22 protein-coding genes and 10 pseudogenes are annotated in these 25,380 nt (G+C 60.6%); 12 read left to right on the top strand and 20 right to left on the bottom strand.

Annotated features, from left to right (window positions below):
• The first annotated feature begins 49 nt into the window (after positions 1–49).
• Positions 50–880 carry a citryl-CoA lyase gene (locus P6U29_RS31840; protein ID WP_407114287.1) on the top strand — a complete coding sequence of 277 codons (831 nt, stop codon included), beginning with the start codon at positions 50–52 and terminating at the stop codon, positions 878–880.
• Between the two features lie 184 nt (positions 881–1,064).
• Here P6U29_RS31840 and P6U29_RS31845 read toward each other — a convergent pair.
• The 6 genes and pseudogenes from P6U29_RS31845 to P6U29_RS31870 form a co-directional block, all read right to left on the bottom strand.
• Positions 1,065–1,145: pseudogene (locus tag P6U29_RS31845) on the bottom strand (hypothetical protein); the annotation flags it as partial.
• Positions 1,146–1,147: 2 nt separating this feature from the next.
• A pseudogene (locus P6U29_RS31850) lies at positions 1,148–1,338 on the bottom strand (flavin reductase family protein); the annotation flags it as partial.
• Positions 1,339–1,353: 15 nt separating this feature from the next.
• Positions 1,354–1,641: pseudogene (locus P6U29_RS31855) on the bottom strand (LLM class flavin-dependent oxidoreductase); the annotation flags it as partial.
• Positions 1,642–1,921: 280 nt separating this feature from the next.
• Positions 1,922–2,485, bottom strand: coding sequence for a hypothetical protein (locus tag P6U29_RS31860; protein ID WP_407114288.1), 564 nt, complete (start codon positions 2,483–2,485; stop codon positions 1,922–1,924).
• A 204-nt stretch (positions 2,486–2,689) separates the two neighbouring features.
• Positions 2,690–3,676, bottom strand: coding sequence for a hypothetical protein (locus P6U29_RS31865; RefSeq protein WP_407114289.1), 987 nt, complete (start codon positions 3,674–3,676; stop codon positions 2,690–2,692).
• A gap of 561 nt (positions 3,677–4,237) precedes the next feature.
• The gene (locus P6U29_RS31870; RefSeq protein WP_407114290.1) at positions 4,238–5,365 is read right to left on the bottom strand and encodes a hypothetical protein; all 1,128 of its coding nucleotides are present in this window, start codon (positions 5,363–5,365) and stop codon (positions 4,238–4,240) included.
• Positions 5,366–5,970: 605 nt separating this feature from the next.
• Between P6U29_RS31870 and P6U29_RS31875 the strand changes: the two genes are divergently transcribed.
• The gene (locus tag P6U29_RS31875) at positions 5,971–6,306 is read left to right on the top strand and encodes a hypothetical protein (RefSeq protein WP_407114291.1); all 336 of its coding nucleotides are present in this window, start codon (positions 5,971–5,973) and stop codon (positions 6,304–6,306) included.
• A 173-nt stretch (positions 6,307–6,479) separates the two neighbouring features.
• Here the strand turns inward: P6U29_RS31875 and P6U29_RS31880 are convergent, their stop codons facing one another.
• Together P6U29_RS31880 and P6U29_RS31885 are read right to left on the bottom strand one after the other, a co-directional pair.
• The gene (locus P6U29_RS31880) at positions 6,480–7,025 is read right to left on the bottom strand and encodes a thermonuclease family protein (RefSeq protein ID WP_407114292.1); all 546 of its coding nucleotides are present in this window, start codon (positions 7,023–7,025) and stop codon (positions 6,480–6,482) included.
• Entirely contained in the window at positions 7,007–7,750 is a 744-nt protein-coding gene (locus P6U29_RS31885; protein ID WP_407114293.1) for a tetratricopeptide repeat protein, read from the bottom strand. Before P6U29_RS31885 ends, P6U29_RS31880 begins: the two co-directional genes overlap by 19 nt.
• 75 nt (positions 7,751–7,825) lie before the next feature.
• On the opposite strand from P6U29_RS31885, the gene P6U29_RS31890 reads away from it, so the two are divergent.
• The 8 genes and pseudogenes from P6U29_RS31890 to P6U29_RS31925 all read left to right on the top strand — a co-directional run bounded on the left by P6U29_RS31890 (position 7,826) and on the right by P6U29_RS31925 (position 12,356).
• Positions 7,826–8,041: a hypothetical protein gene (locus tag P6U29_RS31890; protein WP_407114294.1), complete on the top strand. Its 216-nt coding sequence runs from the start codon at positions 7,826–7,828 to the stop codon at positions 8,039–8,041.
• A 12-nt stretch (positions 8,042–8,053) separates the two neighbouring features.
• On the top strand, positions 8,054–9,064 hold the full coding sequence (locus P6U29_RS31895; protein ID WP_407114295.1) for a serine protease: 1,011 nt from the start codon (positions 8,054–8,056) through the stop codon (positions 9,062–9,064).
• Positions 9,065–9,311: 247 nt separating this feature from the next.
• The gene (tnpA, locus tag P6U29_RS31900; protein WP_407114296.1) at positions 9,312–9,749 is read left to right on the top strand and encodes an IS66-like element accessory protein TnpA; all 438 of its coding nucleotides are present in this window, start codon (positions 9,312–9,314) and stop codon (positions 9,747–9,749) included.
• The gene (gene tnpB / locus P6U29_RS31905; protein ID WP_092304020.1) at positions 9,746–10,102 is read left to right on the top strand and encodes an IS66 family insertion sequence element accessory protein TnpB; all 357 of its coding nucleotides are present in this window, start codon (positions 9,746–9,748) and stop codon (positions 10,100–10,102) included. Before tnpA ends, tnpB begins: the two co-directional genes overlap by 4 nt.
• 122 nt (positions 10,103–10,224) lie before the next feature.
• Positions 10,225–10,701, top strand: a pseudogene (locus tag P6U29_RS31910) (IS66 family transposase zinc-finger binding domain-containing protein); the annotation flags it as partial.
• A 17-nt stretch (positions 10,702–10,718) separates the two neighbouring features.
• Positions 10,719–11,063 (top strand): toll/interleukin-1 receptor domain-containing protein, encoded by a 345-nt coding sequence (locus tag P6U29_RS31915; protein WP_407114297.1) that lies wholly within the window; start codon positions 10,719–10,721, stop codon positions 11,061–11,063.
• On the top strand, positions 11,060–11,749 hold the full coding sequence (locus P6U29_RS31920; RefSeq protein ID WP_407114298.1) for an RsiV family protein: 690 nt from the start codon (positions 11,060–11,062) through the stop codon (positions 11,747–11,749). The genes P6U29_RS31915 and P6U29_RS31920 overlap by 4 nt, the downstream gene beginning before the upstream one ends.
• A 244-nt stretch (positions 11,750–11,993) precedes the next feature.
• Positions 11,994–12,356, top strand: a complete 363-nt coding sequence (locus P6U29_RS31925) for a hypothetical protein (protein ID WP_407114299.1) — start codon at positions 11,994–11,996, stop codon at positions 12,354–12,356.
• A gap of 291 nt (positions 12,357–12,647) precedes the next feature.
• Here P6U29_RS31925 and P6U29_RS31930 read toward each other — a convergent pair.
• The 10 genes and pseudogenes from P6U29_RS31930 to P6U29_RS31975 all read right to left on the bottom strand — a co-directional run.
• Positions 12,648–12,899, bottom strand: a pseudogene (locus tag P6U29_RS31930) (ABC transporter substrate-binding protein); the annotation flags it as partial.
• Positions 12,900–12,909: 10 nt separating this feature from the next.
• A pseudogene (locus P6U29_RS31935) lies at positions 12,910–14,098 on the bottom strand (IS3 family transposase).
• Between the two features lie 63 nt (positions 14,099–14,161).
• Positions 14,162–14,506, bottom strand: a pseudogene (locus P6U29_RS31940) (sulfonate ABC transporter substrate-binding protein); the annotation flags it as partial.
• Between the two features lie 2 nt (positions 14,507–14,508).
• Positions 14,509–15,495 (bottom strand): sulfonate ABC transporter substrate-binding protein, encoded by a 987-nt coding sequence (locus tag P6U29_RS31945; RefSeq protein WP_407114300.1) that lies wholly within the window; start codon positions 15,493–15,495, stop codon positions 14,509–14,511.
• A 516-nt stretch (positions 15,496–16,011) separates the two neighbouring features.
• Positions 16,012–16,950: an ABC transporter substrate-binding protein gene (locus tag P6U29_RS31950; RefSeq protein WP_407114301.1), complete on the bottom strand. Its 939-nt coding sequence runs from the start codon at positions 16,948–16,950 to the stop codon at positions 16,012–16,014.
• Positions 16,947–18,047, bottom strand: coding sequence for an LLM class flavin-dependent oxidoreductase (locus P6U29_RS31955; RefSeq protein WP_407114302.1), 1,101 nt, complete (start codon positions 18,045–18,047; stop codon positions 16,947–16,949). Before P6U29_RS31955 ends, P6U29_RS31950 begins: the two co-directional genes overlap by 4 nt.
• A gap of 20 nt (positions 18,048–18,067) precedes the next feature.
• Positions 18,068–19,240: an acyl-CoA dehydrogenase family protein gene (locus tag P6U29_RS31960; RefSeq protein ID WP_407114303.1), complete on the bottom strand. Its 1,173-nt coding sequence runs from the start codon at positions 19,238–19,240 to the stop codon at positions 18,068–18,070.
• Positions 19,234–20,031, bottom strand: a complete 798-nt coding sequence (locus P6U29_RS31965) for an ABC transporter ATP-binding protein (RefSeq protein ID WP_407114304.1) — start codon at positions 20,029–20,031, stop codon at positions 19,234–19,236. Before P6U29_RS31965 ends, P6U29_RS31960 begins: the two co-directional genes overlap by 7 nt.
• Complete coding sequence (locus P6U29_RS31970) at positions 20,025–21,047, bottom strand: ABC transporter permease (RefSeq protein WP_407114305.1); 1,023 nt, start codon at positions 21,045–21,047, stop codon at positions 20,025–20,027. Before P6U29_RS31970 ends, P6U29_RS31965 begins: the two co-directional genes overlap by 7 nt.
• Positions 21,025–22,128, bottom strand: coding sequence for an ABC transporter substrate-binding protein (locus tag P6U29_RS31975; RefSeq protein ID WP_407114306.1), 1,104 nt, complete (start codon positions 22,126–22,128; stop codon positions 21,025–21,027). The genes P6U29_RS31970 and P6U29_RS31975 overlap by 23 nt, the downstream gene beginning before the upstream one ends.
• Before the next feature lie 477 nt (positions 22,129–22,605).
• Between P6U29_RS31975 and P6U29_RS31980 the strand changes: the two are divergent.
• A pseudogene (locus P6U29_RS31980) lies at positions 22,606–22,923 on the top strand (aliphatic sulfonates ABC transporter substrate-binding protein); the annotation flags it as partial.
• A 42-nt stretch (positions 22,924–22,965) separates the two neighbouring features.
• Here P6U29_RS31980 and P6U29_RS31985 read toward each other — a convergent pair.
• Both P6U29_RS31985 and P6U29_RS31990 read right to left on the bottom strand, forming a co-directional pair.
• Positions 22,966–23,076, bottom strand: coding sequence for an IS1096 element passenger TnpR family protein (locus P6U29_RS31985; protein ID WP_407114307.1), 111 nt, complete (start codon positions 23,074–23,076; stop codon positions 22,966–22,968).
• A 593-nt stretch (positions 23,077–23,669) separates the two neighbouring features.
• A pseudogene (locus tag P6U29_RS31990) lies at positions 23,670–23,870 on the bottom strand (transposase); the annotation flags it as partial.
• A 263-nt stretch (positions 23,871–24,133) separates the two neighbouring features.
• On the opposite strand from P6U29_RS31990, the pseudogene P6U29_RS31995 reads away from it, so the two are divergent.
• Positions 24,134–25,347, top strand: a pseudogene (locus P6U29_RS31995) (IS110 family transposase).
• Positions 25,348–25,380: the final 33 nt, after the last annotated feature.

The raw sequence follows: 25,380 nt of genomic DNA on the forward strand, positions 1-25,380 counted from the left end.
CGCCTGCTCGCTGAACGGACCGGCAAGTCACTGAAAAAAAGGATCGACGATGACCGATGCATCCACGCTGGAACAGGCCGCTGCGCAATGGTGGCGGACCTCGATCTGCGATATCTCTCCAGGACGCATCGCCTATCGCGGATATCCGATCGAGGAATTGATCGGCCGCATCTCCTTTCCGGCGATGATCTGGCTGATGCTGCGCGGCGAGCTGCCGACGCCGCAGCAGGAAAAGCTGCTGCAGGCTGCACTCGTCGCGTCCGTAGACCATGGACCGCATGCTCCGTCAATCGCAATTGCGCAGATGGCAGTGAGCTGTGGCCTACCGCTTAACGGTGCGATGGCATCGGCGATCAACACCCTCGATGACGTACATGGCGGCGCCGGTGAGCAGGCGATCGAGCTCTATGACGACGTACTCCGCCGCAGCCGCGGACAGGAGATCGGCGCAGCCGCGGCAGCAGGCATTGACCACTTCACCGCGACGCGCGGCAAATACGTGCCTGGCTTCGGTCATCGCTTTCATCCGGTCGATCCGCGCGCGGCACCGCTCCTGGAACTGGTGGATGCAGCCGTCGCAGACGGCAGCATCGGCGGCCAGTATGCCAAGGCGGCGCGCGCAATCGAAGGCCTCTTGCAGCAACGCAAGGGCAGACTCATTCCGATGAATATCGACGGCGCCACCGCCGTGATCTATGGCGAGCTTGGCTTCGCCGCGCCGCTGGCCCGCGGCATCTTCTGCCTGTCGCGCGCGGTCGGCATCTTGTCCCACGCCTGGGAGCAGACTGGCCGCAAGGACCGCAACAAGGGGCCGATGCCCAAGCTGTTCGGTTACAATTATGAAGGCCGGCAGCGTCGCCATCTGGATGTCGCACCATGACGTATCTGGCGCATCCACCAAAGCTCGTCCCGACGCGGCTGTTCTCGGCCATTCCGGACCAATTTCGTCGCCGCAGCGTGCGCTCCGCCTGGGCGGATGCTAACAAGGGCGGCGCACCCGTCGACTGCTTATTGAGGGGCCGGCCGTCACAGCGGACGATGGCACGGTCATGATTCGCATTGAGCCCGGCGATCTGAAGTTTTAGCTCAAACTGGTCCGACCAGAGCCAGGGCGCCGCGACATAAGGCTCTCCCGCACCGCAAATAAGTAGGCCAGCGCGGCGGTACGGCTCGAGCTTCTGATCTCCCTGACATTGCCGATGACGAGGCCGAGCGAATGCCGCCCAACGATCTCCTCGACCTCGCAATCGAAGCCGACAAGGCGCCGACCAGCAGCGGAACGCCAGAGACGAATGTCACCCAGTGGTTGCCTGCAAAGCGGTCGGCGCCCAGCCCGCCTTACCGACAAACCGTTAGGAGCCTGCCGTTGGAGATGCGATCGAGCGTCGCCGTCATGCGCGCCGCTACGCTCGGCGATTGCCGGCCGGGGCGGACAGCCACGAGATAGTGCAGGCGCTCGGTGAATGGCGCCACGCTCGAGGCCACGATCCAGGAATCCTCGCAAGACCGCCCTGTCGGCAGCAGCACGCCGAAATAGCCGAGCTGGTCAGCGGCCTGCGCGATCTGGCGCAGATAGTTGAAGTTGACCTCGCAGCCGCCAATGCCGGTGCCGAGATAGCGGCCGTCACCGTGGGTCGGCAGGAACCGATGTTGGCACTCGCTTGCTTACTCATCGTGCTGCTCATGTTCCTGGTTTGCGCGCTACGTCGGAAATCTTGATGGATTTGGGGATGAGGCCCAGCGCGAAAAACGCGTAGGCGACCTGTTGCTGGTCGCCGATGACGGCATCGGTAATCGGTTTGATGCCGTAGGACTGCCGTTCCCCAGCCAGCCTCCAGCGGCGCAACCAAGTGATTGAAATTATTAGATTCTATTGCGCTGGGTAACTGATGTACCCTAACGTTGCACCCAACGCCTGCCCCTAACGCCAGGATGACGACTGGGTTCGTGTGGATCGCAGCAGGTCGGCACTTTGTTTCTCGGACCATTTCCAAAGAGCCCTATCTAGCTCGCGAAGGCTCATGCCCCATTCGGCCGAAAGGTCCAGACAGTAGCTGACGTATTTCAGATACTTCCCGATGGAGACGGTTGAATATCCCTTCGCGCCCAGCGCCTCCAGCGCCCTAAAATCGATGACCGTGAACCGCTCGGGAAGCGTTGCCGCCATAATTGCGGACGCGACCGGAATTCCCACGCCCGCCAAGCTGATCAATTCGCTAATGGCTATCATGGGCTTGTCCGCCTGCTCTACGGCCCGCCGCAACGCTTGCTCAATCTTGACGGTCTTGTTCTTTTTCGGCCGAGACTTGCCCCTATTTCTGGTCTTCCATTTAAAAATCACGTCGAAATGCCGCCGCGAGTAATCCCCCTTTTGAATGCTCCGCCCAGCTACATCGAACCAGAAGTCAGAGTCTGAATCATATCGTTCGCAAAGATAGTGCGCTTCCTGCCGGCTCAACTGCGGCACAAACGGATACTTTGTCATGACCACCACCTGCCGGACATGCTGGCTTCTATGAGAGATTCACGACGCAATGACGGGGCATGTCACCAAGGGCAGCCTTGGGCGCGGCTTCGGCAAGGGGCTCGATAAAGGCCGCTGGCGAGAGCGACGGAACAGATAGAAGCCCCGCTGGATTTGTCAGGTTGGCTTGGCGCATGCCTTAGCTCGCAACGGGTGGACATACCGCTAGGGATCGAGATCACACGCCTTGAGAAACTGCGGAGAGAAGCAGACATCCACCTTCTCGCCGTTCTTCTGAAACTTGTAGCAATGAAGCTCAACCCCGCATTCACCGACCGCTGCAATGAGCGGGTCGCTGGGTGAGCCTGGAAGAAGCAGAATTCGACGGTGACCGGAAAGCCGCGGCAACAACCTCGGATAAAGGGCTAGCTGACCTATGCCCTCGTAAACGTCCGCCGCCGCGACACACGTCTTAATCTCAAGCAGCAGCTTCCCAGCTTGGGCTTCGACTACACCATCAACCTCGTAGCCGTAAACGTGCAGGGGTTTAACGAGTTTACGCCCATCCGCTTCGAGGAGGGCCTTGAGCTTTTGCCAGACTTCACCATGGATGCGCCATCGCTCATTGCGACTAACCGTAGCTTGCCCCGCGATCTCGCCACCTTTCTCGGGCGGACCGAATAGTTCGACGAGGCGCTCATCGTCCTGTTTTGCCGCCGCCGCAGCATCTGGGTTCCTGGCGAGACCGCACCGATCTACAAAGGCCGCCGTGTTCTGACAGATTTCCGCTGCGGGGCGGTCAAGCGCCGTCACTATGAACCACGTCCGTTTTGCTGGCTTGCCGTCTATCGTTACGGCAGCAGGCTTAAGCCCGGTTCGTTCTTCAAAATCATGGCTCTCTACGCGAGCAGATTGCGCATTTTTGTGCAGCGTGCCTTGCCTAAGCAGATAGCGTTGCCCAGTTGAATTTCGCGCGAGGCCAGATAGCGGGTTCTCCGTTCCTTGCTCAGGCTCATTCAACTCAACAGTCCAGTTATCACCAGCAGGGTCCAAGCCGAGTTTGAAATCGCTTCCCTTTCTGCGAAAGTAAATCTTCCCTTCGGATATGCTACCGACCCTGTGCCCTTGCTGCTCCATCGCGTTGCGCCAAACGGAAAAGGCTTCACGGATTTGATCCAGATCAGTCAAAAGTTGAAGCGAGTCCTGCACCATTCATCCTCTTCGATTCTGAATTCTAGTCTTACAGAACCTTATGGGTACGCTCCAGTCCAAGCGTTCGGTCGCACGATTAGTGTGTCGACCACCAACATCATGCACAGCTTGGTGGATGGCGTTGAGCCGGCGCCGAGCCTATGGCCTTGAGGTAACCACCTTGAGTCCTCAGTTTCGAGCACCCGTCAGGTGACCCTCACGGTATGATGGCGGTAATGGATGAGCATGGAATTGGGATATGGAGACCCTGAAGTGTGGCCCAGGAGCCTTGGTCTTGTGCTCCCCTGGTGGTCAATCTCTCCCTCACCACATTGAGAGGCATTGAGGTGAGGCATTGGGTTGGGTGCATTGGGCTCCGGCCCTTTTGGGCTCAAGCTTACGCCCCCTTGAGTTGGTCCGGCGTGTGGAGGTGATAGCCTCTGGGTCACTTTGAGGACTATGAGCAGACGCACCATGAAGCTGCTCTCACCGCATCCCATCAGTGATGGTGGTCGATGAGCATTCGACTACCTAGGCCTTGCAGCCGATCCTTACGTTGACCCCGCGTGAAAACGGTCTGGATTACTTGTCCTTGATTTTGGCGAGCAGTCCGTCAAACATCGAAAAAACGGCTTCAACGCCGTAGCCCGCCAAAAAGGCGAGAGCTAGGGGCGACAAGGTTAGCTGGCTCGAAAGGCCGTTAAATAGCCCGATTACCGCTCCAACGACAACACCCAATGCTACCCGCATAAAGTGGCGGATCGGCGAGCTTAGTGAAAAGGTTGTCGATCTTATTTGGTCGGAGATTGTTCTGACGACGTACGCTACCGCGCCTAGGGCACCGAAGAGTACCGGGAGAATGTAGGAGTTTGTAACGCCGATAACCAAGCTGGCGCGTTCTTGGGTCCTTGTTACAATCGGCATAACACGGTTGAATCGGTCTACGGTGCTTCGGAATGATTTGTACCATAGTCCTGTATCGAGAGGATCGAGCGCCACAGCTAGCGGGACCGGTTGAAGATTGGCGCCGAGCGGGATTGCAATCCGATCCAGCATCTGGGCTTCAAAAACTATTCGATCTACATCAGCGTTCAGCGCCAATGATTCACTGGTAATTCTGTTGCCCTTAGCGCCTTCGTCGGCCGTCCATTGATGATTAGGCGCTGTGGTATCTGCGCTCAGTGAAATGAATTGTTCGGAGAGGGTAACAAGCCGCGACTTATTAGATGTGACTATCTCGTCTATTCGTTTCGATAGGCTCGTGCACATCCAAACATGGAGTTGCAACAGAACGATAATCAGAATGAGAACACCAAGCGAAAATAAATAGCGCTTTGAGGTACGTTCAGCCAACGATGTTCTTGTGGTGCGGAATCCTACCCAATGTCGGATCGCAATCGTCCGATTGGAGGCGGCCAGCGAATCCATCGTAGTTGGCTGTATGAGCAGACACAATCGCGAAAAAGCATCCCAAAACTTTGTCGCGACTTCGGGAGACCAAGTATCTCGCTCGGCAGCTAATCGGGCTGTCGTCAGAGCGGAAGTCAACTCCGGGGCAAGCTTCTTGTGCTCGGCGGCAAATCGGATCAGAGGTATGGCCTCCGCTAGTGCGATCCGTTCCGTCTCACTGGCTTTCCCAATGTCCGTCCCGGAAACGGCCAACTCTTCAGCTGGCTCGGGCACCGGCCGAATGTGATCACTGCTGACCAAGATACACTCCCGCTTGTCCCGGCTAATCCATGATGCCCTACAAACTGGCTGCAAGGACAGTTAGGGTACTGTTGCGAGCAAAATTGCACAACGACAATCTACCGGCACACGCTGATGAGCTTAGTACTCTCGTTTGGGCAGCCCAGGCCCGTTTCGCGCTCCTCGTGGTGCTGATAGGCGGTGAGGAGGAGTATTAGCGGCATGGAGGTATTGAGCTGCCCGGTATTGCGATCTAGCTTCCTTCCACCGCCCATCACCCCGAGAATATTGCACCCAAACCGACATTGTCCCCGACCCTAGACTTTAGGCGCACGCCCCATTGCGCGCACCTCCTGGTTGATATTGTATCGAGTCAAATGGGCTAGGGGTCTTTCAGTGCGCACGGTTTCCACAGTCTTTGCGTTGCTTGTTGCCAATTTGGTGTTTGCCGCCATGCCTGTTCAGGCCGAAGACGTCGCTCCGAGCAGACTGGACAGCATCACCAAGTCCGCCCGTGAGATGATGCCTTCGATCATCGGTCTCTTTGCCGTCAATGCCGAACCTATCGCTTCCCGACCTATCCGATCCGAGCGGAAAACACTCAACAGGTCGGCGACGCTTTGCCCTTGCTTGAGCAGATGGGCTATGAGGTCACCACGTTCAAAGTCACGTGTGGCCTCCCGCCAAAGGCGCGACTGCGGTTGAAGTCCAACGGCAATGCCGACCCACAGAAGGTAAGCGCCATCGCCACAAAAGCCCCGAGCAGCGGGGTGTTGGTCTCAGCTCTAATTTTTAGCGCTGTGACCGCTAAGCGAATCCAGAGCAGCATGAAATTGGAAATAGCATTTCTCGACGTTGACTTCGCGGTTCCGCCTCGGGTGCATATGAAATTCGTGAGCGCGAAGGAAAGTAGCAAAGAAGAACCGCGCGATCTGGACGATCTGGAATTCGCCTGCAAGTGACAAGGGACGCTATGCCGGAAACGCTCCGCTGCGATTACTGTGAAGAAGAGTACGCACCAGAAGCGCTGGTTGTGCTCGACCCACCCTCAGGTCACGGCGAACTGATCTGCGCTCGGTGCATTGAAATCATGCTGCGGCGAACTATCGCGAAGCTACCACGGGAGAACTGACTTCTACGGCTTCGTACCGGAGTGATCCGAACAGCCTTCCGGCCTACCGCCCTGGTTTATGCAAGCTCGATACGCCCAAGGCACAACATAGCTGCCCGCCCATACTCCCCGGCCCGCGTGATCGGCCTCGCGTTGCGCGGCGTCATACTTGCCTTTCGAGTAGCGCGGCCAATCAAACGCGAGTCCGCCGCGCACAAGCCAATCCCCCAGGTCAACGCCGCCCACTGAGCACGTTGCGACTGTACGACCGTAGACATCACGGCTCACCGGCTCACAGCTAATCGGCCTTGTCGCTATAAACGCGTCCAGCTCATTCGCCGTCTTCGCTCCGCAACGATAAAGCAAGCTGTTATTGCCGCGGCAGAGCTGCGAGCTTTCAGGTGCATCAATGCCCCACAGTCGAATGCGCGTGCCGTGGATTTCGAGCGTGTCGCCGTCAATGATACTGGCCTGTCCCTCGATGAGGCCTGTGGCGCTCACGTCATGAGAGAACAGGACCAGAGCCAGCAAGGTTGCGAGAACCACTGCTTTCAACGGATCGGCTTCCATTCTCGGGCGAGCTTCTGAGCCTCGCCGATCTGAGCCGCCGTCATCCTGGTCGCCAATTCGTCTCGTCGCTTGATGATATCGGTGCGCATGTCGGCGTATTTGACTCTGAGAGCCGCGACATTCAGCAGCTTATGCGCTTCAACGTAGTCTTGCGGAACGCCGATCCCCTCCGTATACGCGGTGGCGAGCGATACTAATGAATCGAAATCACCTTGAACCGCCGCCCGTTGGAACCACGCAATAGCTTCAGGCAAATTACCTGTGACACCTGGAGGAGGTCTCGTCGCGTCAAAGGCTGCATCGCCAATCGGATAGTTCATCACTCCGAGACTATATTGAGCGACGGCGCTCCCTTTCTTCGCTGCTTTCTCAATCGCGGCGTACACAGTGGATGGTAGGGGCTGTCCCCGATACATGAAGCGCCAATTGCGCCCGATATGACTCAACGAAGCAACCGCCTCTTGATCTCCGGCATCGGCGGCTTGGCTGTACCAATTTGCAGCCTCAAGCCAGTCTCGCTTTGCACAATAACCAATACTGCTAAAGTAGCCTAACCTGGAGAACGCCCGTGCAACGCTCTGTGCCGCTAACTCCCGATACATCCTAACTGCTGTCTGACAATCGTCCCGACGCTCAGCTGCTGCAGCGTCATCGAGAGCGCCTGCATTGGCAGACGAAGCAATGCCCAGCACCGATCCGAAAAAGACGACCGCCCACACGCGCATTTTTGCTTTCTCCTTACCTTGACTTGTTTAGAACGAAATGAGAACTTTGCAAAGAGTTTTGCGGGAGATAGAGGAATGCCTGCCGCTGCCACCCCAACACTCCAGTCGGACGCACAAGAGTTAGAAGCCGCTGCCGATCAGGCAATCGCAGCTTGCGGCGGTGACGCACGCGAAGCTGTGAAGGCCCTGTTGATTGCGAACGAGTTTTTAGAGCGCGAGATGGAAGAGCGCGTGTCGCGCGGGTACATTCGCGGCGTAAAGCATGGCCGGTTCGATACTTACTCGGGATAGCCGTAAGAGGGCATGGTTACTCCTATGGAAATAAGCCGCCGAAGTCTGATTGCAGGGAGTGTCGGCTCCCTTTTGGCGCTATCCTCATCATCGGCCTTCGCACAAACCGATAAGCCTCTAACTGAAGTACCGCCGGTCCCGGTTCCTAAGTTGACGGTAACCGAGCAGCTATTACATGCGACGGCCTTGATTGAGTGCACAAATGCCGAGGGAAAAGTCTTTTCAACTGGCACCGGATTCTTCTTCTCATTTCTCAATCATAGCGGCACCGCGGTTCAAGCAATCATCACGAACAAACACGTTATCGACAAGGCGGCCGATGCATTCATAACTCTCACAGCTCAGAAGTCCGACGGAAATCCTGATTTTGGAAAGACGAAACGTATAAAGCTCTCAGAGTTAGTCGCTGCATGGCTTCCTCATCCCGATCCAAAAACCGATCTTATCGCGGCCATTACCGGCCCCGGGTTTAAGAAGCTAGCCGATGCAGGCGAGCGTTACATGGTCGCGACGTGCGATCAATCCTTGATACCGAGTGATGATCAGCTCAAAGAGCTCACGCCGTTGGAGGAAATACTGGTCGTGGGCTACCCGGATGGAATTTCCGATACGATAAACAACGTTCCAGTTTTGAGGCGCGGTATTACGGCAACGCCCGTGTACCTTGATTTCCGGGGCGATCCATTTTTCCTGCTCGATTCAGCAATATTCCCGGGCTCAAGCGGGTCACCTGTGTTTCTGTACAATCAAGGGGCCTGGGCAGATCGGGCTGGGCATCTTCAGTTTGGAAGCCGCGCCGCCCTGATTGGAGTCGTGTTCGGTGTGTATAATCACGCAACTGACGGTCAGATTGTTATGCGGCCAGCACCTACTCAGCTAACTCCGATGGTGCAATCACTTGTCCCCAACAACCTTGGTGTATGCATTAAAGCCACCAAGCTTTTAGATTTCGAGCCATTGCTAATGAAGTTCGGCGTCAAGGTTCCAGACGGCTACGTTATCCGCTCTCGTCTTTCACTCTAAAGTCCAATCGTACCGTCGATGCTCGAATAATTTCTGACGCACTTTTCTCCCGGCAGCTTTGAGCTGTTTCGACGGTCGGCTTCCCGCGCCCAGCCCGGCACGCCTTCTTATCTCCCCAGGCCACCCATCAGCGTTCCCGAATGAGGCGTGGCCCGCAGCCGACATTTCGTAAGCGCTGTTCAGCGGCCACCTACCGGATGACGGGGTGATCTGCGAGTCTGCGGTTGTTTGAACCGTTAGGCTTAGAATGGACACAGTGCGAAATGCTATCGCGGAGCCGGTGCGTCGGCTTGAGGTCTTCACCGGAGCCGGCCGTCGGCGGAAGTGGAGCGACGAGGACAAGGCGCGGATTGTTGCGGAGACCGTGGCGAGCGGCGACTCGGTCTGTTCGGTAGCGCGACGGCATGGATTGTCGCCGCAGCAGTTGTTTGGCTGGCGCCGTCAGTTGCGAGAAGCAGCGGACGGTCATTCCGAAGCAGAAGAAGTACAGTTTGTGCCGGCGGTGGTGGATGCCGTAGTGCCGGCGGCCGCTCTTGGCCGTGAGCGCAAACCGGTGCGTTGCAAGCCCAAGCCGGATGCCGGGATCATTGAGATCGAAGTCGACGGCATCACGATCCGGGCCGGTCGTGGTGCGGACCCAACGATGATTGCGTCAATCGTCCAGGCGCTGAAGGCGAGCCGGTGATCGGTCCGTCGGGCGCGGTCCGGGTGATGGTGGCGACCAAACCGGTAGACTTCCGCAAGGGCATGGAAGGGCTTGCGACCCTGGTGCGCGAGAGCATGGGGGCTGACCCATTCTCGGGAGCTGTCTATGTGTTCAGGGCCAAGCGGGCAGATCGGATCAAGCTGGTGTTCTGGGACGGAACGGGTTTGTGTCTATTCGCCAAAAGGCTCGAGGATGGGATCTTCCGCTGGCCGAAGATCGAGGACGGCGTGATGCGTCTGTCGGCGGCGCAATTGTCGGCGCTGCTGGAGGGGCTCGACTGGCGGCTTGTGCATGAAGCACGGGCGACGCCGGCGCCAACACAAGCGGGATAGTTGTTGGCGGCGCTGCGGCGAAGTGAATCAGGAGCGTCGGACCCGTCGCCAGATGGCGGCGAATATGCTCTGAATTGGGTGTGAGCGACGCCCTGCCTGACGATCCTGAGACGCTGAAAGCGATGCTGCTTGCCGAGCGGTGCGAAAGCGAACGGCTGCGTCAGATCATCAAGGAATTGCAGCGACATCGTTTTGGCCGGCGGGCGGAGACGCTGCCTGAAGATCAGATGCTGCTGGGTCTCGAAGACGTCGAGCAGGTGGCAGCGTACGGCGAGACAGCGCAGGACGTCAGCGCACCTGAAGGCCGTGATGCGCGGGCTCACAAGCGCCGCGGTAACCGTGGCGCCTTGCCGCCGCATCTGCCGCGGATCGAGGTCGTTATCGACATCGACCATAAGATCTGTCCCTGCTGCCAAGGCGAGTTACATCGGATCGGCGAGGATAGAAGCGAGCGGCTGGACCTGGTCCCGGCGCAGTTCCAGATCCTCGTGACCCGGCGTCCCAAATACGCCTGCCGTGCTTGCGAGGACGGTGTCATGCAGGCGCCGGCCGCGACCCGGTTGATCGAGGGCGGACTTCCGACCGAAGCCACCGTCGCCAGGGGTACGATGTGTGGATGGATTCGGCGCGATTGAAGGCAGGTCAAAACTGGGACTTTGAAATTCAGCGAGCTTTAAACAGAGCCACTCTGATCGTAGTCTTCGTCTCAAACAATTCCATTGATCGGCGTGGCTACGTGCAGCGCGAGATCAAGATGGCCTTGGACCGGGCGACCGAAAAGCTTGCGGGCGACATCTATCTCATTCCCGTTATGCTGGATGCAGACGCACTCGTTCCTGACGAACTTAAGCATATTCATTTCGTTCATGCAGAGGATAGAGACTGTTTCGAGAAACTTGACGAGTCCGGCATCAGCTGGAGCAGCTTGGAAAGAATACGTCTGACACCCAAGCCCAATTGAACATAGCGTGGTCAACTTCTACCTATCGCGACAAATGGGACGGGCTGCCCGGCTATGACGCGAAATTCAAACTGTTACACTTCAGGTCTGAAAAGTTTAACCAGATTGGCGAGGTCACAGACATCATCCGGGGCGGGCTGCTTTCGGATGTCGCTGAACAACGTGAAGTGAAACTTCAACAAGACTCTTCTTTATACAATTTCGGCCAAGAGCGTTTCTCACGCACTAATACTTGGGAAGCCTTTCCAGCAGAACCGAAGGTCTCTGGTAAGGTCCTCTCTCTCCAGTATGTTTACAGCTGGTACTGGTGCGGGAGCGCCCATCCCCACATGGGATTTCGCTCGTTTTGTTTCCTGCTCGATCCGCTTCTACAACTTCCAAGCCTGCGTGCTCTCTTTTTGGATGAAGCAGCAGCGTTTGCCGCGATCCAGGCCTCTGTAAGAAAGCAGCTCCTCTGCCCAGATGACCCCGAGCAATCATTGAAGGATCAGGAGGGGACGGTTCTCTCCGGGACCAATGATTGGGAATGCTTCAACGCATTTGTCTTTGAGGACGACGCATTGTCACTGTCGTTCGCGCCATATAGCGTGGCCGCATATGCGTCGGGGCCTCAGTTTGCAAAAGTGCCTATCGAAGAGAAGGAGTGGCTCCACCCTTGGTTTCGCAACGCGTTGGGTCACTGGTAGCGGTGCTGCGGACTAGCCGCGCTGCCTGATAGTGGTCGTGTGGGGAAAGTTGTGTTGCAGCTCCCGCACCATCCGCCTCGCGTGAGAAACTCCAAAATTGTGTACAGGTTGATGCGCTTCCTCCCCACCTCCTTTCGCGGTGTGTAAAGTTTGGGCCCAATTCTAGGGGGTGGACATTTTGTAATGAATTTCTCGAAAGCAGGACAGGCTCTCATCCTTGTGTCCGGTTGGGCGGCGACGCTATTTGTCGGAGTTCTCGATCTGCCGCAGAAAATCCATTCGTTCTCCCACATTACCCGCCGCCAAACAGGATATTGCAACGTGGTGGAATCTTAATACCGAGTTCACCGGCTCATGGACCAACGAGGGCGATATAACCTCAACCAGCGATGCCATGCCGGTTGCGCTGAAAATGCGCGTTTACAGTGGGAAGGCGGATGGAGAAATATGGTCTAACGGTTTGAGCGCCACGATCCATCCCACCATTCTCTGGGCGGCGACCTGCGCCATGGCAAGCTGGATGCCTATGCTTTCGACTACATCGGTGGAAAGGAAGTTGTTTATGCTGTCTTCGACATTCAGAGGGCGGGCGACAAGCTGTCTCTGAGGACACGCGAACAATCGGCCCAATTTTTTCCAATAGAAGCTGAGCTTTTCGCCAATGACGATGCTTTGAAGGATAAGCCGCTCACAAATTTTGATTTGATTCTGAAGTTGCTCAAATCGCAGAAGAAGAATTAATGCGGCAGCTTAACGGCCTCTACGCATTCCCGCTTCAGCTCCACCAGTTGAGCCTTCGAGTACAGGCCGAACGTCAAGCCATCCTTGCTGTGTCCCACGACGGCGGCCACTACGTTCTCTCGTTGGCCTGCTTCTTCCGCCTTCGTTGAGAACCACCGGCGGCGGCCTGGAACGGATCCCAGATCACCCAGGCATCGACGGCACCGCGCTCGAAGGCGGCGCGCGCATCGGCCGGCGCCAGGAACACCGGCGCGATTTCGGAATACTTCACGCCCGCCTTCTCCAGCGCCTTGACCAGGAGGTAGTGAACGTTGGAGCCCTTGTTCAGCGCGATCTTCTTGCCCTTGAGCTCAGTAACCGATTTCAGCGGGCTGTCCTTCGGCACCAGGATCGCCTCGCCCTGACCTGCCACCGAACTTTCATCCGGCCGCGGTTAGAGCCTCGGGGTTTTGTACGCCAAGTGGCGCGGTTGGAGCAACGGACGATCGGCGGAGCTGGTCGGGGTTGCGTAGCCGATCGTCCGTTGCGGTGAGGTGGGCGGCATAAGCCGCGGGGGTCATGTATTTCAGCGACGAGTGAGGCCGCTGAAGATTGTAGTCGGCAACCCAATTGGCGATCTTGGCGCGGGCGTCGTCGAGATCAAAGAAGAGAGTCTCGTTGAGCAGCTCGTCACGCATCCGGCCGTTGAAACTCTCGACGAAGCCGTTCTGCATCGGCTTTCCCGGTGCAATGAAGTGCCAGTCGATGGCTGCGTCCCTGCACCAGGCGAGCATGGCATTGCAGGTGAACTCGGTGCCGTGGTCGGATACGATCATTCCTGGCTTGCCGCGTCGTTCGACGACGGCCGTCAGTTCGCGAGCGACGCGTCGTCCTGAGATCGACGTATCCGGAATGGCGCCCAGACATTCCTTGGTGACGTCGTCGACGATGTTGAGGATGCGGAAGCGCCGCCCGTTGGCGAATTGGTCGTGGACGAAATCCAGCGACCAGCGCGCGTTGGGCATCGCCTCGACTAGGATTGGGGCTCGGGTCCCCACGGCCTTGCGGCGAGCCCGCCGCTTTGCGGACGGTGAGCCCTTCTTCGCGATAAAGCCGGTAGATCCGGTTGATCCCCGATGGCTCACCCTCCCGCCGCAGCAGCACGAACAGCCGGCGGTAGCCGAAACGCCGCCGCTCGTTGGCAAGGTCACGCAGCCGGCCACGGAGAGTCGCGTCCGGAGGACGGCTGGAGCGATAGCGGATCATCTTCCGATCCGCTCCGACAATCGAACAGGCCCGCCGCTCCGACAGGCTCATGACGGCCTGCAGATGCGCGGACCGCAGCGCGCTTGGCGGCGGGCCCTACCATTTTTTTGAAAGAAGCTCGCGAAGGGCGGCGGCGTCGAGCATCTGCTCGGCTAGAAGCTTCTTCAGCTTCGCGTTCTCGTCCTCCAGCGCCCTCAGCTGCTTCGCCTCTGAAACGTCCATGCCGCCGAATTTGGCCTTCCAATTGTAGATCGTTGCTTCCGAGACCCCGTGCTTGCGAGCCAGGTCGGCCGTCTTTGCCCCAGCCTCATGCTCCTTCAACACTGCGATAATCTGCTCTTCCGTGAACCTTGCTCGCTTCATCTGTCCGTCCTTCTTCGGGCCGGACTCTAACTCCATCTGGAGGAAATACGCAGGGGCAGGTCAGCCCTTCGGCGCCGGCGGCTCATAGGCGACATATTGGATCGGCGCGCCGGCGGCCTGCGCAAAGATCGGCGGGGCTTCGCCGGTGTTGCCGAAATCAATCGCGCCGACATTGAGCGCTTCGAGCAACGGCGGGCCGGAGGGGAATTCGGTCCACACCACCTTGTAGCCGTCGGCGGCGAGCTTCGGCTCCAGCGTGCCCTTGCTCTTGAGCAGCACCAGCTTGCCATACTTCTGGTAGCCGATGCGGACGACCTTGTCCTGTCCGGAGGAGGTGCCGACCGCGGCGGCGACGATGCCGATCGACAGCACGATGGCTGCGATCAGACGCCGAACGATAGGCCTCATGTTCAAACCCTTTTGGATGGGAAGGCTGGTCGGCACGATCGGGCTGCCGGGTTGCGCCAGACGATGTCGCGGATGACGATCGGCTGCGGGATCAGGCCGAGCTTGTAGAAGCGGTCGGCGACGCCCTGCTGGGTCGCGACGATGTCGTCGGTGACCGGGCCGCCCACGAAGTTCGCGCGATTGGCCGCGATGGTCTGAATGCCCAGCGGGACGCCGGTGATTGCGGCGAGCGATTTGGCGACCTCGTCGCGGTGCTGTTCGGCCCATTTGCCCGCCGCAGTCGTCACATCGACGATCTGTTGCAGGATGGCGCCATGGTTCTTCGCGAACTCGCGATTGGCGATGTAGAAGGAATTGGTCCTGGTGACGTCGCGCGCATTGATCAGGATGCGGCCACCCTGCTTGGTCTCGCCGATCGCAAAGTAAGGATCCCAGATCGCCCAGGCCTCGATGCTGCCATTGGCAAAAGCAGGCCCAGCATCCGGCGGCGTCAGATGGACCGGCGTGATGTCGGCGTAGGTGAGGCCCGCCTTCTCCAGCGTCTGCACCACGATGTTGTGGGCGCTGGAGCCCTTGGTGAAGCCGATACGCTTGTCTTTCAATTCGGCGATCGTGCGGATCGGCGAATCCTTCGGCACCAGGATGCCCTGGCCGTTGGTGATGGGCTGGCCCGCAGCATAGACGATCGCCGCTCCGCCCGCCTGGGCGAACACCGGCGGGGAATCGCCGACCGCGCCGAGATCGACGCTGCCGACATTCATCGCCTCCATCATCGGCGGCCCCGACGAAAACTCGACCCATTTCACTTTGATGCCTAAGGGAGCGAAATGCTTTTCCAAGGCAGCCTGCTGACGCGTGATGACCAGTACGCCGGTCTTCTGATAGCCGATACGAATTTCCTTCACCGCGCCTTGCGCGTTGGCGCGGGACGCGAACGCCGCTGCGGCCGCAGTTCCAACCGAAAGCTTCAGAAAGTCCCGACGCTGCATTCAACACTCCCGACCGCGCGTGGCGGCGATCCATTCGCCTTCGGGATGATGGGGCGCGTTGCGAAAACTGTCGAGACGGCCGGAAAAATAGCGATGCGAGCACTACGATGGCGGCGGCTCGCATGATTTCTGTTTCAGTCGGCGAAGGAAGCGAGGTTTAATTTTTCCGTACGCGCATTGAGGGGGCTACGTGCTGTCCTGAACTCTTTACTCGCGGAGCAATGATTGAGAAAAAGTCAGGGTTTGCCCAACAGCCAATGCATGCAGCAGGTGAGTCGTCGATGTCTGCTGGTGCCGGGTAATGAGCGCCAGTGCCACAGGTGAGCCCAGTGTCTCGCATTTGTCCTCACTGGAAGAATCGCGAGGATCGCTGGCGGCGATTAGTTGGCCGATCGCAAAATACTGGGTCGGCCGCGCTTCGGAACAGCAGCCCCTTCGGGCGCTATAATCGCGGCAGCTTCATATCTAGGCGAGCGGCCAATAGTGCTACGTCCTCTCTCATCTTCTGCAGAAGCATCACAGCCCCGCTTTCAGGATCGCGTCCGCAAACGATCGATCGACGATCTCGGCTGCATCAAGCTTCTGCTTGATCAGACCCCAGCGGAAATAGAGGTCGATCGTGCTCTGCTCATCCGCCACCACGCCGTCGTCGATCGGCGCGATCCGGATCTTTGCCCGCGACAGCCAGTTCTGCGGCACGTCGGTCGGGATGTTCATCAACCTGCCCCAGGTCGCGGCATAGCTGTCGATGTTGTTCAGCGACCACACGCGCGCCGCGGCGAGGCGCCGGATGAAGTCGGTCAGCTCCGCGCGCTTGTTGCGGATCGCATCGGGCCGCGCCACCTGGAAGCTCAGCCCCGGTGTCAGGCCTTCCGCGGTGATGATACGGCGCGACTTGAACAACACCTCCTCCTGGCTCACATAAGGCTCCCAGGTCGACCACGCATCGACCGAGCCTTGCGTGTAGGCGATCTTGGCATCTGAAGGCGCAAGGAACGCGATCTGCACGTCGCTCGCACTCCAGCCGTACTTCTCGAGCGCGGCAAGGATCAATTGATGGCCGATCGAGCCGCGGCCGGTTGCGATCTTCTTAGCCCGAAGATCGGCAAAGCTCTTGATCGGCGAAGCCTCCGGCACCAGGATCGCAAGCCCCTCGCGCGTCTGGCGGATGGCGGCAATCGCCTTCACCGGCGCGCCGGAGGCTGCGGCGAAGGTGAAGGGCGCATCCCCGACCAGACCGGTCTCGATCGCACCGGCGCTGAGCGCTTCCAGCAGCGGCGCGGCCGCGGGAAACTCCTTCCACTCGATCTTGTACGGGACATCCTTGAGCACGCCAGCCGCTTCCATCACGGCCTGCGCATTGCCCTTCTGGTCGCCGACACGCAAGGTGGTTTGCGCCGTCGCCAGCTCGAACGAGCCGAACAGCAGCGCGCCGGCCAACATGAGGCGGATCATTCCGCGGCCTCGCCACGAACGGCCCGACGTTCGGCGATCAGCTTGCGTGTCAGCGGGATCAGCTCGCGGCCGTACTCGATGGTGTCAATCAGCGGATCGAAGCCACGGATCAGGAAATGGCTGATGCCGAGGTCGTAGTAATCGCCGAAGACCTCCGCCACCTGCTCGGGCGTTCCGACCAGCGCCGTCGTGTTGCTGTTGGCGCCGGTGAGCTTTGCGATCTCGGTCCAGAGCCGCTTGTCGATCCGGCTGCCCTGGTCGGCGAGCGCGAGCAGACGCCGCGCGCCAGCGGTGGCATGGCCGTCGGCCGGCTTGCGATAGCCGGTCTTGTCCTGAAGCGCGGTGGCGCGCGCCAGAATTTCCTCCGCCTTTTCCCAAGCCTGCTTTTCGGTCGGGGCAATGATCGGCCGCACCGACAGGCTGAAGCGCGGCGTCGGCCGGTCCTGCCTCACCGCTGCATTGTGGACGCGCGAGGTAACATCGCGCACCTGCGCATAGGACTCGCCCCACAGTGCAAAGGTGTCGGCGTGCTTGCCGGCGACGTCGATCGCCGCGTCGGAGGCGCCGCCGAAATAGACGCGAATGCCTTCGGGACGATACGGCTTCACCTGCGAGAAGGCGTTCTCGACCTGGTAGTATTTGCCCTTGTAGGAGAACGGCTTGTCGCTGGTCCATTCCAGCTTGAGCACATCGAGAAACTCGGAGGTGCGGGCATAGCGCTCGTCCTTGTCATCGAGCGTGTTGCCGTCCTGCCGGAGCTCGGTGGCATTGCCGCCGGTGATGACATGAAGCGCGACGCGGCCGCGGGACAACTGGTCGAGCACTGCGAACTGCCGCGCCAGCAATGTCGGCGCGGTGAAGCCGGGCCGCTGCGCGATCAGCACGTTGAGCCTCTCAGTGTGGTTGAGCACGTGCTGCGCGACCTGGAGCGCATCAGGCGACGTCGAATGGAACGCCAGAAGCGCACGATCGAAGCCGGCATTCTCATGCGCTTTCGCCACCGTCTCGATGTGGGTGGGATTGAGCACCGGCCCCTCGCGGACGATGCTCTCGGACGAATTGTTGTTGCTGATGAAGCCGATGAACTCGATCGACATGATCGTCTCCCTGTTGATCTCTAGAGGCCGAGTGCGGCGCGGCCAAGCGCGAGGCGCGTAGAATCGTCCTGCGGCGTGTGCACGCGCCCGCACAGGACGTCGCGATAGTGCCGCTCCAGCGGATTGGTACGTGACAGGCCGTGATTGCCGGTCAGTGACAGCGCGTCCTCGACCACGGCGGCGGCATTGTTGGTCACGGTCAGTTTGATCACGTTGGATTCGCCGGCCGACAGCTGGACCCCATCATCGAAGTCGCGGGCGAACGTCTCAATCAACCGCGCATTGACCGCGAGCCGCGCCTCGATGGCGCCGAGGATCTCCTGCGCGCGAGCCAAAGTCGCGAGCGGCGCACCGAGGCTTGCGGGCACGCGCTGCTTCAGGAACGTGACCAGCCAGTCGCGCGCCGCGCGGGCAACGCCGTCATAGATCGCGGCGACGAACACCGTGTGGATGGTCGCCTGCGTGACCTCGGGCGCACGCCAGTCCGCCGGCTTGCGCAGGTCGACTTCGGCATCGAGTGGGATCACGACGTCGTCGAAGATGACGTCGTGGCTGCCGCTGGCGCGCAGGCCGTGATGGTCCCAGGTCTCGACGATGCGGGTGCCCGGCAGGCCTGCCGGCACCAGGAACTGGCCGACGCGCGGCTCGGCCTCGTCGGTTCGCGCCCAGACCAGGTACCATTTCAGGATCGGCGAGCCCGTCGAATAGATTTTGTGGCCGGAGAGCCGCCAGCCGGTTTCGGTGCGCCGCGCGATCGTCGCCGGCAGGCCGCCGCGCGCCGGTGAGCCGAGCTCGGACTCGACGCGCAGCGCGTTGACGAGCGCAAGGCCTTCGACGCTTTCGCGCGCGAGCTTGCGCGACAGCCGCGCCGGCCAGGTCTGACTGCGCGCCATGACGAGATGATTGATGTAGTGCATCGATAGCACCAGCGCGGTCGACGGATCGGCCTTGCCGATGATGCCGAGGACGCGCGCGGCGTATCGCGCGCCCGCTCCGCCGCCGCCGTGGGCCGCCGGCACCGTCAGCGACAGCAGGCCCGCCTCGAACAGCTCGCGGAAATTCTCGAACGGAAAGCTGCCGGTGCGGTCGTGCTCGGCCGCGCGCGCAGCAAAGTCTGCCGCAAGCGTCTCGGCAAGGGCGATGTAGCCGGGTTCGCTATGGGTCGTACGGCTCTTGGCCACAGACGTTACCATGTGGCGTCCAGCCCCAACAGGCCGAGGATCTGACGACGCAGGTCAGCCAGATACGGATCGCCGCGATGGCGCGGATACGGACGATCGACACGAATGTCGGCCTTCACCCGCGCGGGACGCTCGCTGAACACGATGACGCGGTTGGCGAGCACCAGGGCTTCCTCCGCATCATGTGTCACCAGCAGCGTGGTAAACCCCTTGCGTTGCCACAACGAGACGAGCTCGGCCTGCATGGTGATGCGAGTCAGCGAGTCCAGTTTTCCCAGCGGCTCGTCCAGGATCAGGATCTTGGGATCGTTGACCAGCGCCCGCGCCAGCGCGACGCGCTGCGCCATGCCGCCGGAGAGCTGATGCGGATAGGCATTGCGGAAGGAGGCAAGGCCAACGAGATCGAGCGCGTCATCGACCCGCTGCCGCTGGCTCCTAAGAATGCCCTGGGCCTCCAGGCCCAGGGCGACGTTGTCCCAGACCGACCGCCAGGGAAACAGGGTCGGATCCTGGAACACGACCACGCGCGAAGGATGCGGCCTTCGGATGCGCTCCTCGTCCTCCCGCAGCGTTCCTGCCTTGGGCTTGTCGAGGCCGGCAACGAGCCGCAGCAAGGTCGACTTGCCGCAGCCGGACGGACCGAGCAGCGCGACGAATTCGCCGGGCTCGACAGAGATGCTGACGTCGCTGAGAACAGGCAGTTCGGCGCCGTCGATGTCGAAGGCGTGGCTGACTTGCTCAATGTCGAGCGCGGCACCGGCGGCCGGATGCGTGATCGCTTCGGCGAGAGCTGCGGCTACCATTTGACGGTCCCCTTCTGCCAGACCAAGAGGCGATCGCGGATCGAAAACAGGAGCGTGATCGCGCCGGAGCAGAGCAGCGACATCACGATCAGAGCCGCATACATATTGGCGTAGGCCGCCCAGCCCTGCGCCCATTGCAGGTACCAGCCGAGCCCGGCCTTGACCCCGATCATCTCGGCGACGACGAGCACGGCGAAGGACGAGCCGAGCCCCATGAACAGGCCGACGAAGACGTGCGGCAATGCCGCGGGGATTGCGACCTTCAACACCAGGAAAGAAGGCTTGGCACCGAGCGTGCGCGCGACGTCGTAATAGGCGTTGCTGACGCTCGCAACGCCCGACCAGCTCAGCACGGTGACGGGAAAGCCCGTCGCCAGCGCGATCAGGAAGGTCGAGGCGCTCCAGCTCGACGGGAAGGTGAAGAAGGCGATCGGCAGCCAGGCGGTCGCCGGCAGCGGGCCGATGAAGCGCAGCACCGGATGCACCCAATAGCCGACCGCGCGCGACCAGCCAATCGAGACGCCGGTCAAAAAGCCGACCGTGGCGCCGATCAGATAACCGCCAAGCTGCAGCTTGATCGATGCAAAGACGCTATCGAGAAGCTTTGGCAGATCGTCCGTGTAGACCTCGATGATCGCCTGCGGCGGAGGAAAGAACGGCAGCGGCAGCCAGGCGAACTTTGCGGTCGCGACTTCCCACAGCATCAGGAAAGCACCGAGCGCGACGAGCCATGGCGCCCGCTTGTGCAACGCCTTTCCGGCCGAGCCGAGATAATCAGCGCCGACGGTTCCGAACAGCGCCACGGCCGCGATGACGAGGGCGGCGATGCCGAGCGAGTGCGTGCGCGACCAGTCGCCGACATCGTCCCACCACAGGCAGGACAGGCCGAATGCGATCCAGGCGATGCTGGCGAGAACGCCGACGCCGGATTCCCGGATCCAGGTCGCGAGCAGCGGCGCGCGGGAGAGACGCGGCGCGCCGGAGGCGAGGCCGTCAGACAGCGAATACGTCGACATAGATGCGCTCCGCAAATTTCGCCGTGTCGGTGCTCTGCTTGAACACCTGCACGCTCTTGAGATCGTCGGCATAGGCCTTGAGCTCGCGCTTCAAGATCTCGCCGACGGGATGATGATGGTGGGTGTGGTAGCGCACCATGCCCTCGATGTCGGCGAGCGTCGCCGCCTTCGGCGCGTAAGGCTGGAACGATCTTGCGGCGAGTGCCGCATTCTGCGAGCTGAACATCGCGGCATCGAGCAACGCCTGCGTGATCGCACGCGCGACCTGCGGCTCCTCGCGCACCAGGCTGCCGCGCAGGCCTAGAATGCAGCAGCTCTTCTCGCGGTATTCGCCATCGAGATTGGACGCGACTTCCTTGTACTGGGTGTCCTTGAGCCAGAGATAGGCGAGCGGATCGGAGGACAGGAACGCCTGCACCTCACCTTTCTCCACGGCAACGTTGAGCAGATTGCCGGGATAGGCGCGCCAGTCGACGTCCTTGACCGGATCGATGCCGAGCTTGGCGAGCTGGATCGAGAAGAAGTTCTTGTCGGGACCGGCGAGATCGCCGACTGCGACGATCTTGCCCTTGAGATCGGCAAGCTTGCTGACGCTGGAGTCGGTGCGCGACAGCACGCGCATGCAGCCGCCATGGGTCCCGGCGGCGATCTTGACGTCAAAGCCCTGCTCCAGTGGCTTCAGCCAGCGCAGCGCCATGCCGAGGCCCGCGTCGCTCTTGCCCGTCGCGATCGCCTCGAGCAACTGGTCGGTCGAACCGGAATAGTTGACGAGCTCGACGTCGAGATTGTGCTTCCGGAAGAAGCCGTGCTCGATCGCGACCGGCACCGGCGCGAGGCAGACCGCGCCGGCATTCCACGACAGTTTCAGCTTGCGCGGCGCGCCGGTGAGCGCAGGCGCATCGGAGGCCGTGCGGCATAGCGGAAACTCCGAGAAATCGACACCGGGCGCGATCGCCTGCGGTGCAAAGGCCTGTGCTGCACCAAAGGCGCCGAGCGGCGCGGCGAAGGCGGCGGCAAGCCCCGCCTGAAGCAAACGGCGCCGGTCGATTTTCGATCCGCTGCGCTTGTTGTCGTTGTTCATCGGCCCCTGGCTCCTGCGCTGGCATGGCTCCGCCATTTGCGCAACGGCTGACGTTGCGCATGTTCCGTGCGGAGCTGCGTTGAGAGAAAGTTTTCCCGTCGGCGCTTCTCGCGCCGCGTTGATGCGATGGGCAAATCATGCGGCGCGTCCGCCACATCGTCAATGAAATGGAATTTCGAATGTGACACGAGGCGAAGTCATTCTCTCCATCGGCGAGTGCGGGAACGAAGAAAGGATTTTCGCTGCTGCGTCGTCATGCAGAGCGCGCCGCGACTCCGTCGTTTGCTCCATCCGTGTGCATCTTCTGCTGCGCAAGCCGTGCATTCTCGAAAGCCTCGTTTCATTGAAACGTCCTTGCCGGTCGCGCACGCAATACGGTTGGCCATTTCATTGACTGCGTATCGCGCGCTCATAGACTTCATCGTCTCGCTGTATTGTTCGCTCGCGCGTCGTGAGCAAAGCAACAAGCGAGGCAACATGCGCATCCACTCGCATCATCGTTCCATCACCCGCCGTATCGCTGACCCGCTGCTTGCGGCCGCTGTTATCTTCTCGACGGATGCCGCATCGTTCGCGGCTGATACCGTCGTGCTGCGCATCGGCGACCAGAAGAGCGGCAACCGGTCGCTGCTCGAAATCTCCGGCTACGCGAAAGACCTGCCCTACAAGATCGAGTGGTCGGAATTCCCCGCGGCGGCGCCGATCCTGGAAGCGCTCAACGCCGATGCGCCCGAAATCCGCTATACCGGTGATCTCTCGTTCCTGTCGGTCTACGCGGCGGGCGCGCCGGTCAAGGGTGAGCGTAGCCCTGAGGCCCATTTGATTGGCGCTTGACGTCTATTTTGAGCGCGTGGCGCGGTTGGGGTTGCGGATGACGTCGAGGTATTCGGTATAGCCTGGCGCACCGCCGACATCTTCCGGAGGACAACGGCCGGCGGCCTCAAGCAAGAGGGGAAGTCCGTTGTCGTGTTGTCGAATCAGTTATCGAGCTTGATCGCGAGCGTGTGGTGGCCACCCTCGGTAGGGCTCAGCGGGACAGCTATGGCATTTTGAACAATTCCTCAGCCATTGCGTTAAGGCGCGGGAACATGGGGTATTCCCCGATTTTGAAGCGCGGCTCGTGTCGGATTTACCGTTCGTTCTGGTAGTGGAAGACGACGAACCGCTCCAGGAAATCCTTCGCGAGGCCCCGAAAAGGCGGGTTCGACCTTCTGACGGCCGCGTCCGGTGAGGAAGCGCTCACATCTCTGAACAGCGGCGTAGTGTACTCCGCGCTCGTCGCAGACATTCGTCTCAAGGGCCATATCAACGGTTGGGAGGTCGCCCGGCGAGCGAGACAAATCGATCAGCTATTGCCGGTGATCTACATGACAGGCTCTGACGGCGAGAGTTCTGTGCGTCAAGTTCAGCAAAATTGATCATGGGGTCCGGCCGAGCCATCCCCTCGGAGCCGCCGTCGCTCGCTTGCCCCAAGCGCAGCGCTGGCGAGCGACGGCGGCGGAGAGGGGTGGCGTGCATCCCCTTGGTGGGCCTGAGCATCGTCAGGCCGCCTGAAGTAACGCCTCCTTCTTGTGCTGCTTCAACAGATCCATGTTGAGGTAGCGATGATCCTCGAGCCAGGCCTCGTGGCGCTCGACGGTCAGCGCCCGCACCAGCCTTAAACAGCTCTCGGCGTTGGGGAAGATTCGCACCACATAGGTGCGCCGCCGGATCTCCTCGTTGAGGCGCTCCAGCATGTTGGTAACCGGTATGAGATGTCTCGGTGCCAAGGTTCCCGCTGCGGTGTGCTACATCGTGGCGTATGGTGCGACCATCAGGACAGAGGCACCGGGAGCACGAAGTGCGGGCAGGCCGATGTTATTCGATGAGCCGAGAGCTCGAGTTAGTAGCTGGCCGCCTCTGCGACTCGCCCGGTTGCGCTGGGAGCGCGAATCCGTAGTTGTCGTGTCGCCCGCCGCTCCCGTCATATGTCTGGCAGGAGGTGCGAATGCGACGGGTGATTGGCATCGACGTCCACCGAACTTTCGGCGAGGTGGTGTTTTGGGAGGACGGCAGGCTCCGACATGCGGGCCGCATCGATATGACGCGGACGGCGTTGGAGGGATTTGGCAAGACCCTGCTAGCCAGTGATGAGGTGGTGATCGAAGCGACTGCCAACAGCATGGCGGTGTCGCGGGTTCTGGCGCCGTTCGTGGCACGGGTGATTATCGCCAATCCGCTGCAGGTGAAGGCGATCGCCCAGGCTCACGTTAAGACCGACAAGATCGATGCCGGCACGCTCGCCAGTCTGCAGGCGGCCGGGTACCTGCCGCAGATCTGGACGCCTGACGCGGAGACCGAACGCAAGCGTCGGCTGGTGGCGGGGCGCTACCAGGTCGTGCGGCATCGCACGCGGCTCAAGAACGAGGTGCATTCGATCCTGCACGCGCACCTAATCCCGAAGTGCCCGCATGCCGATCTTTTCAACGCCCGCGGCCGGGCGTGGTTGGCCGCCCAACAGCTGCCGGACGATGAGCGCGCGGCCATCGATCGGCACGTCCGTGAGCTTGACCGGCTGGCGGAAGACCTGGCTCTGCTCGACCGCGAGATCGGGAGGCCATCGACGATCTCGCGGTCAACAGATTGATGACGATCACCGGCGTCAATCTGGCGGTTGCCGCCGGCATAGTGGCGGCGATCGGCGACATCAGCCGGTTCGACAGCCCGCAGAAGCTGGTGAGCTATTTCGGGCTGAACCCGCGGGTGCGGCAGTCGGGACTGGGAGCCGCCCATCACGGTCGCATCAGCAAGACCGGCCGCAGTCACGCGCGCGCCATGCTGGTCGAGGCGGCCTGGGCCGCGGCCAAGGCGCCCGGTCCACTGCATGCTTTTTTCGTGCGGATCCGCGCCCGGCGTGGCCATCAGGTCGCCGCGCTGGCCGTGGCTCGCAAGCTCACGGTGCTCTGCTGGCATTTGCTGACGAAGGGCGAGGATTACCTGTGGGCGCGCCCGGCGCTGGTCGCCAACAAGACCCGCGCAATGCAACTTCAAGCTGGACATCCGCACCAGAAGGGCAGCCGGCGTGGACCAGCCTATGCCTACAACATCAAGGCGCTGCGCGACCGTGAGATGTTGATTGCCGCCCAGGCGGAGCGAAGCTACGAACGATTGGTGTCGCAATGGAAACCGCGGCGGCCAAAACCCGGCGCGCGGGCGCCTCAGCTCGGCAGGACAAAATAGGCAGTCCGGTGACGCTTGCAGCCGACGCGTCAC

This window comes from Bradyrhizobium sp. LMG 9283, assembly GCF_045571415.1.
In the GTDB taxonomy this organism is placed as follows: Bacteria; Pseudomonadota; Alphaproteobacteria; order Rhizobiales; family Xanthobacteraceae; genus Bradyrhizobium.

What these genes read in the sequence shown, in the direction of transcription:
- P6U29_RS31860 (WP_407114288.1), bottom strand. Translation starts at nt 2,485, where the DNA reads ATGACAAAGTATCCGTTTGTGCCGCAGTTGAGCCGGCAGGAAGCGCAC.
- P6U29_RS31945 (WP_407114300.1), bottom strand. Translation starts at nt 15,495, where the DNA reads ATGCAGCGTCGGGACTTTCTGAAGCTTTCGGTTGGAACTGCGGCCGCA.
- P6U29_RS31895 (WP_407114295.1), top strand. Translation starts at nt 8,054, where the DNA reads ATGGTTACTCCTATGGAAATAAGCCGCCGAAGTCTGATTGCAGGGAGT.
- P6U29_RS31975 (WP_407114306.1), bottom strand. Translation starts at nt 22,128, where the DNA reads ATGAACAACGACAACAAGCGCAGCGGATCGAAAATCGACCGGCGCCGT.
- P6U29_RS31840 (WP_407114287.1), top strand. Translation starts at nt 50, where the DNA reads ATGACCGATGCATCCACGCTGGAACAGGCCGCTGCGCAATGGTGGCGG.
- P6U29_RS31865 (WP_407114289.1), bottom strand. Translation starts at nt 3,676, where the DNA reads ATGGTGCAGGACTCGCTTCAACTTTTGACTGATCTGGATCAAATCCGT.
- P6U29_RS31885 (WP_407114293.1), bottom strand. Translation starts at nt 7,750, where the DNA reads ATGCGCGTGTGGGCGGTCGTCTTTTTCGGATCGGTGCTGGGCATTGCT.
- P6U29_RS31970 (WP_407114305.1), bottom strand. Translation starts at nt 21,047, where the DNA reads ATGTCGACGTATTCGCTGTCTGACGGCCTCGCCTCCGGCGCGCCGCGT.
- P6U29_RS31955 (WP_407114302.1), bottom strand. Translation starts at nt 18,047, where the DNA reads ATGTCGATCGAGTTCATCGGCTTCATCAGCAACAACAATTCGTCCGAG.
- P6U29_RS31890 (WP_407114294.1), top strand. Translation starts at nt 7,826, where the DNA reads ATGCCTGCCGCTGCCACCCCAACACTCCAGTCGGACGCACAAGAGTTA.
- P6U29_RS31960 (WP_407114303.1), bottom strand. Translation starts at nt 19,240, where the DNA reads ATGGTAACGTCTGTGGCCAAGAGCCGTACGACCCATAGCGAACCCGGC.
- P6U29_RS31915 (WP_407114297.1), top strand. Translation starts at nt 10,719, where the DNA reads ATGGATTCGGCGCGATTGAAGGCAGGTCAAAACTGGGACTTTGAAATT.
- tnpA (WP_407114296.1), top strand. Translation starts at nt 9,312, where the DNA reads ATGGACACAGTGCGAAATGCTATCGCGGAGCCGGTGCGTCGGCTTGAG.
- P6U29_RS31965 (WP_407114304.1), bottom strand. Translation starts at nt 20,031, where the DNA reads ATGGTAGCCGCAGCTCTCGCCGAAGCGATCACGCATCCGGCCGCCGGT.
- P6U29_RS31880 (WP_407114292.1), bottom strand. Translation starts at nt 7,025, where the DNA reads ATGGAAGCCGATCCGTTGAAAGCAGTGGTTCTCGCAACCTTGCTGGCT.
- P6U29_RS31950 (WP_407114301.1), bottom strand. Translation starts at nt 16,950, where the DNA reads ATGATCCGCCTCATGTTGGCCGGCGCGCTGCTGTTCGGCTCGTTCGAG.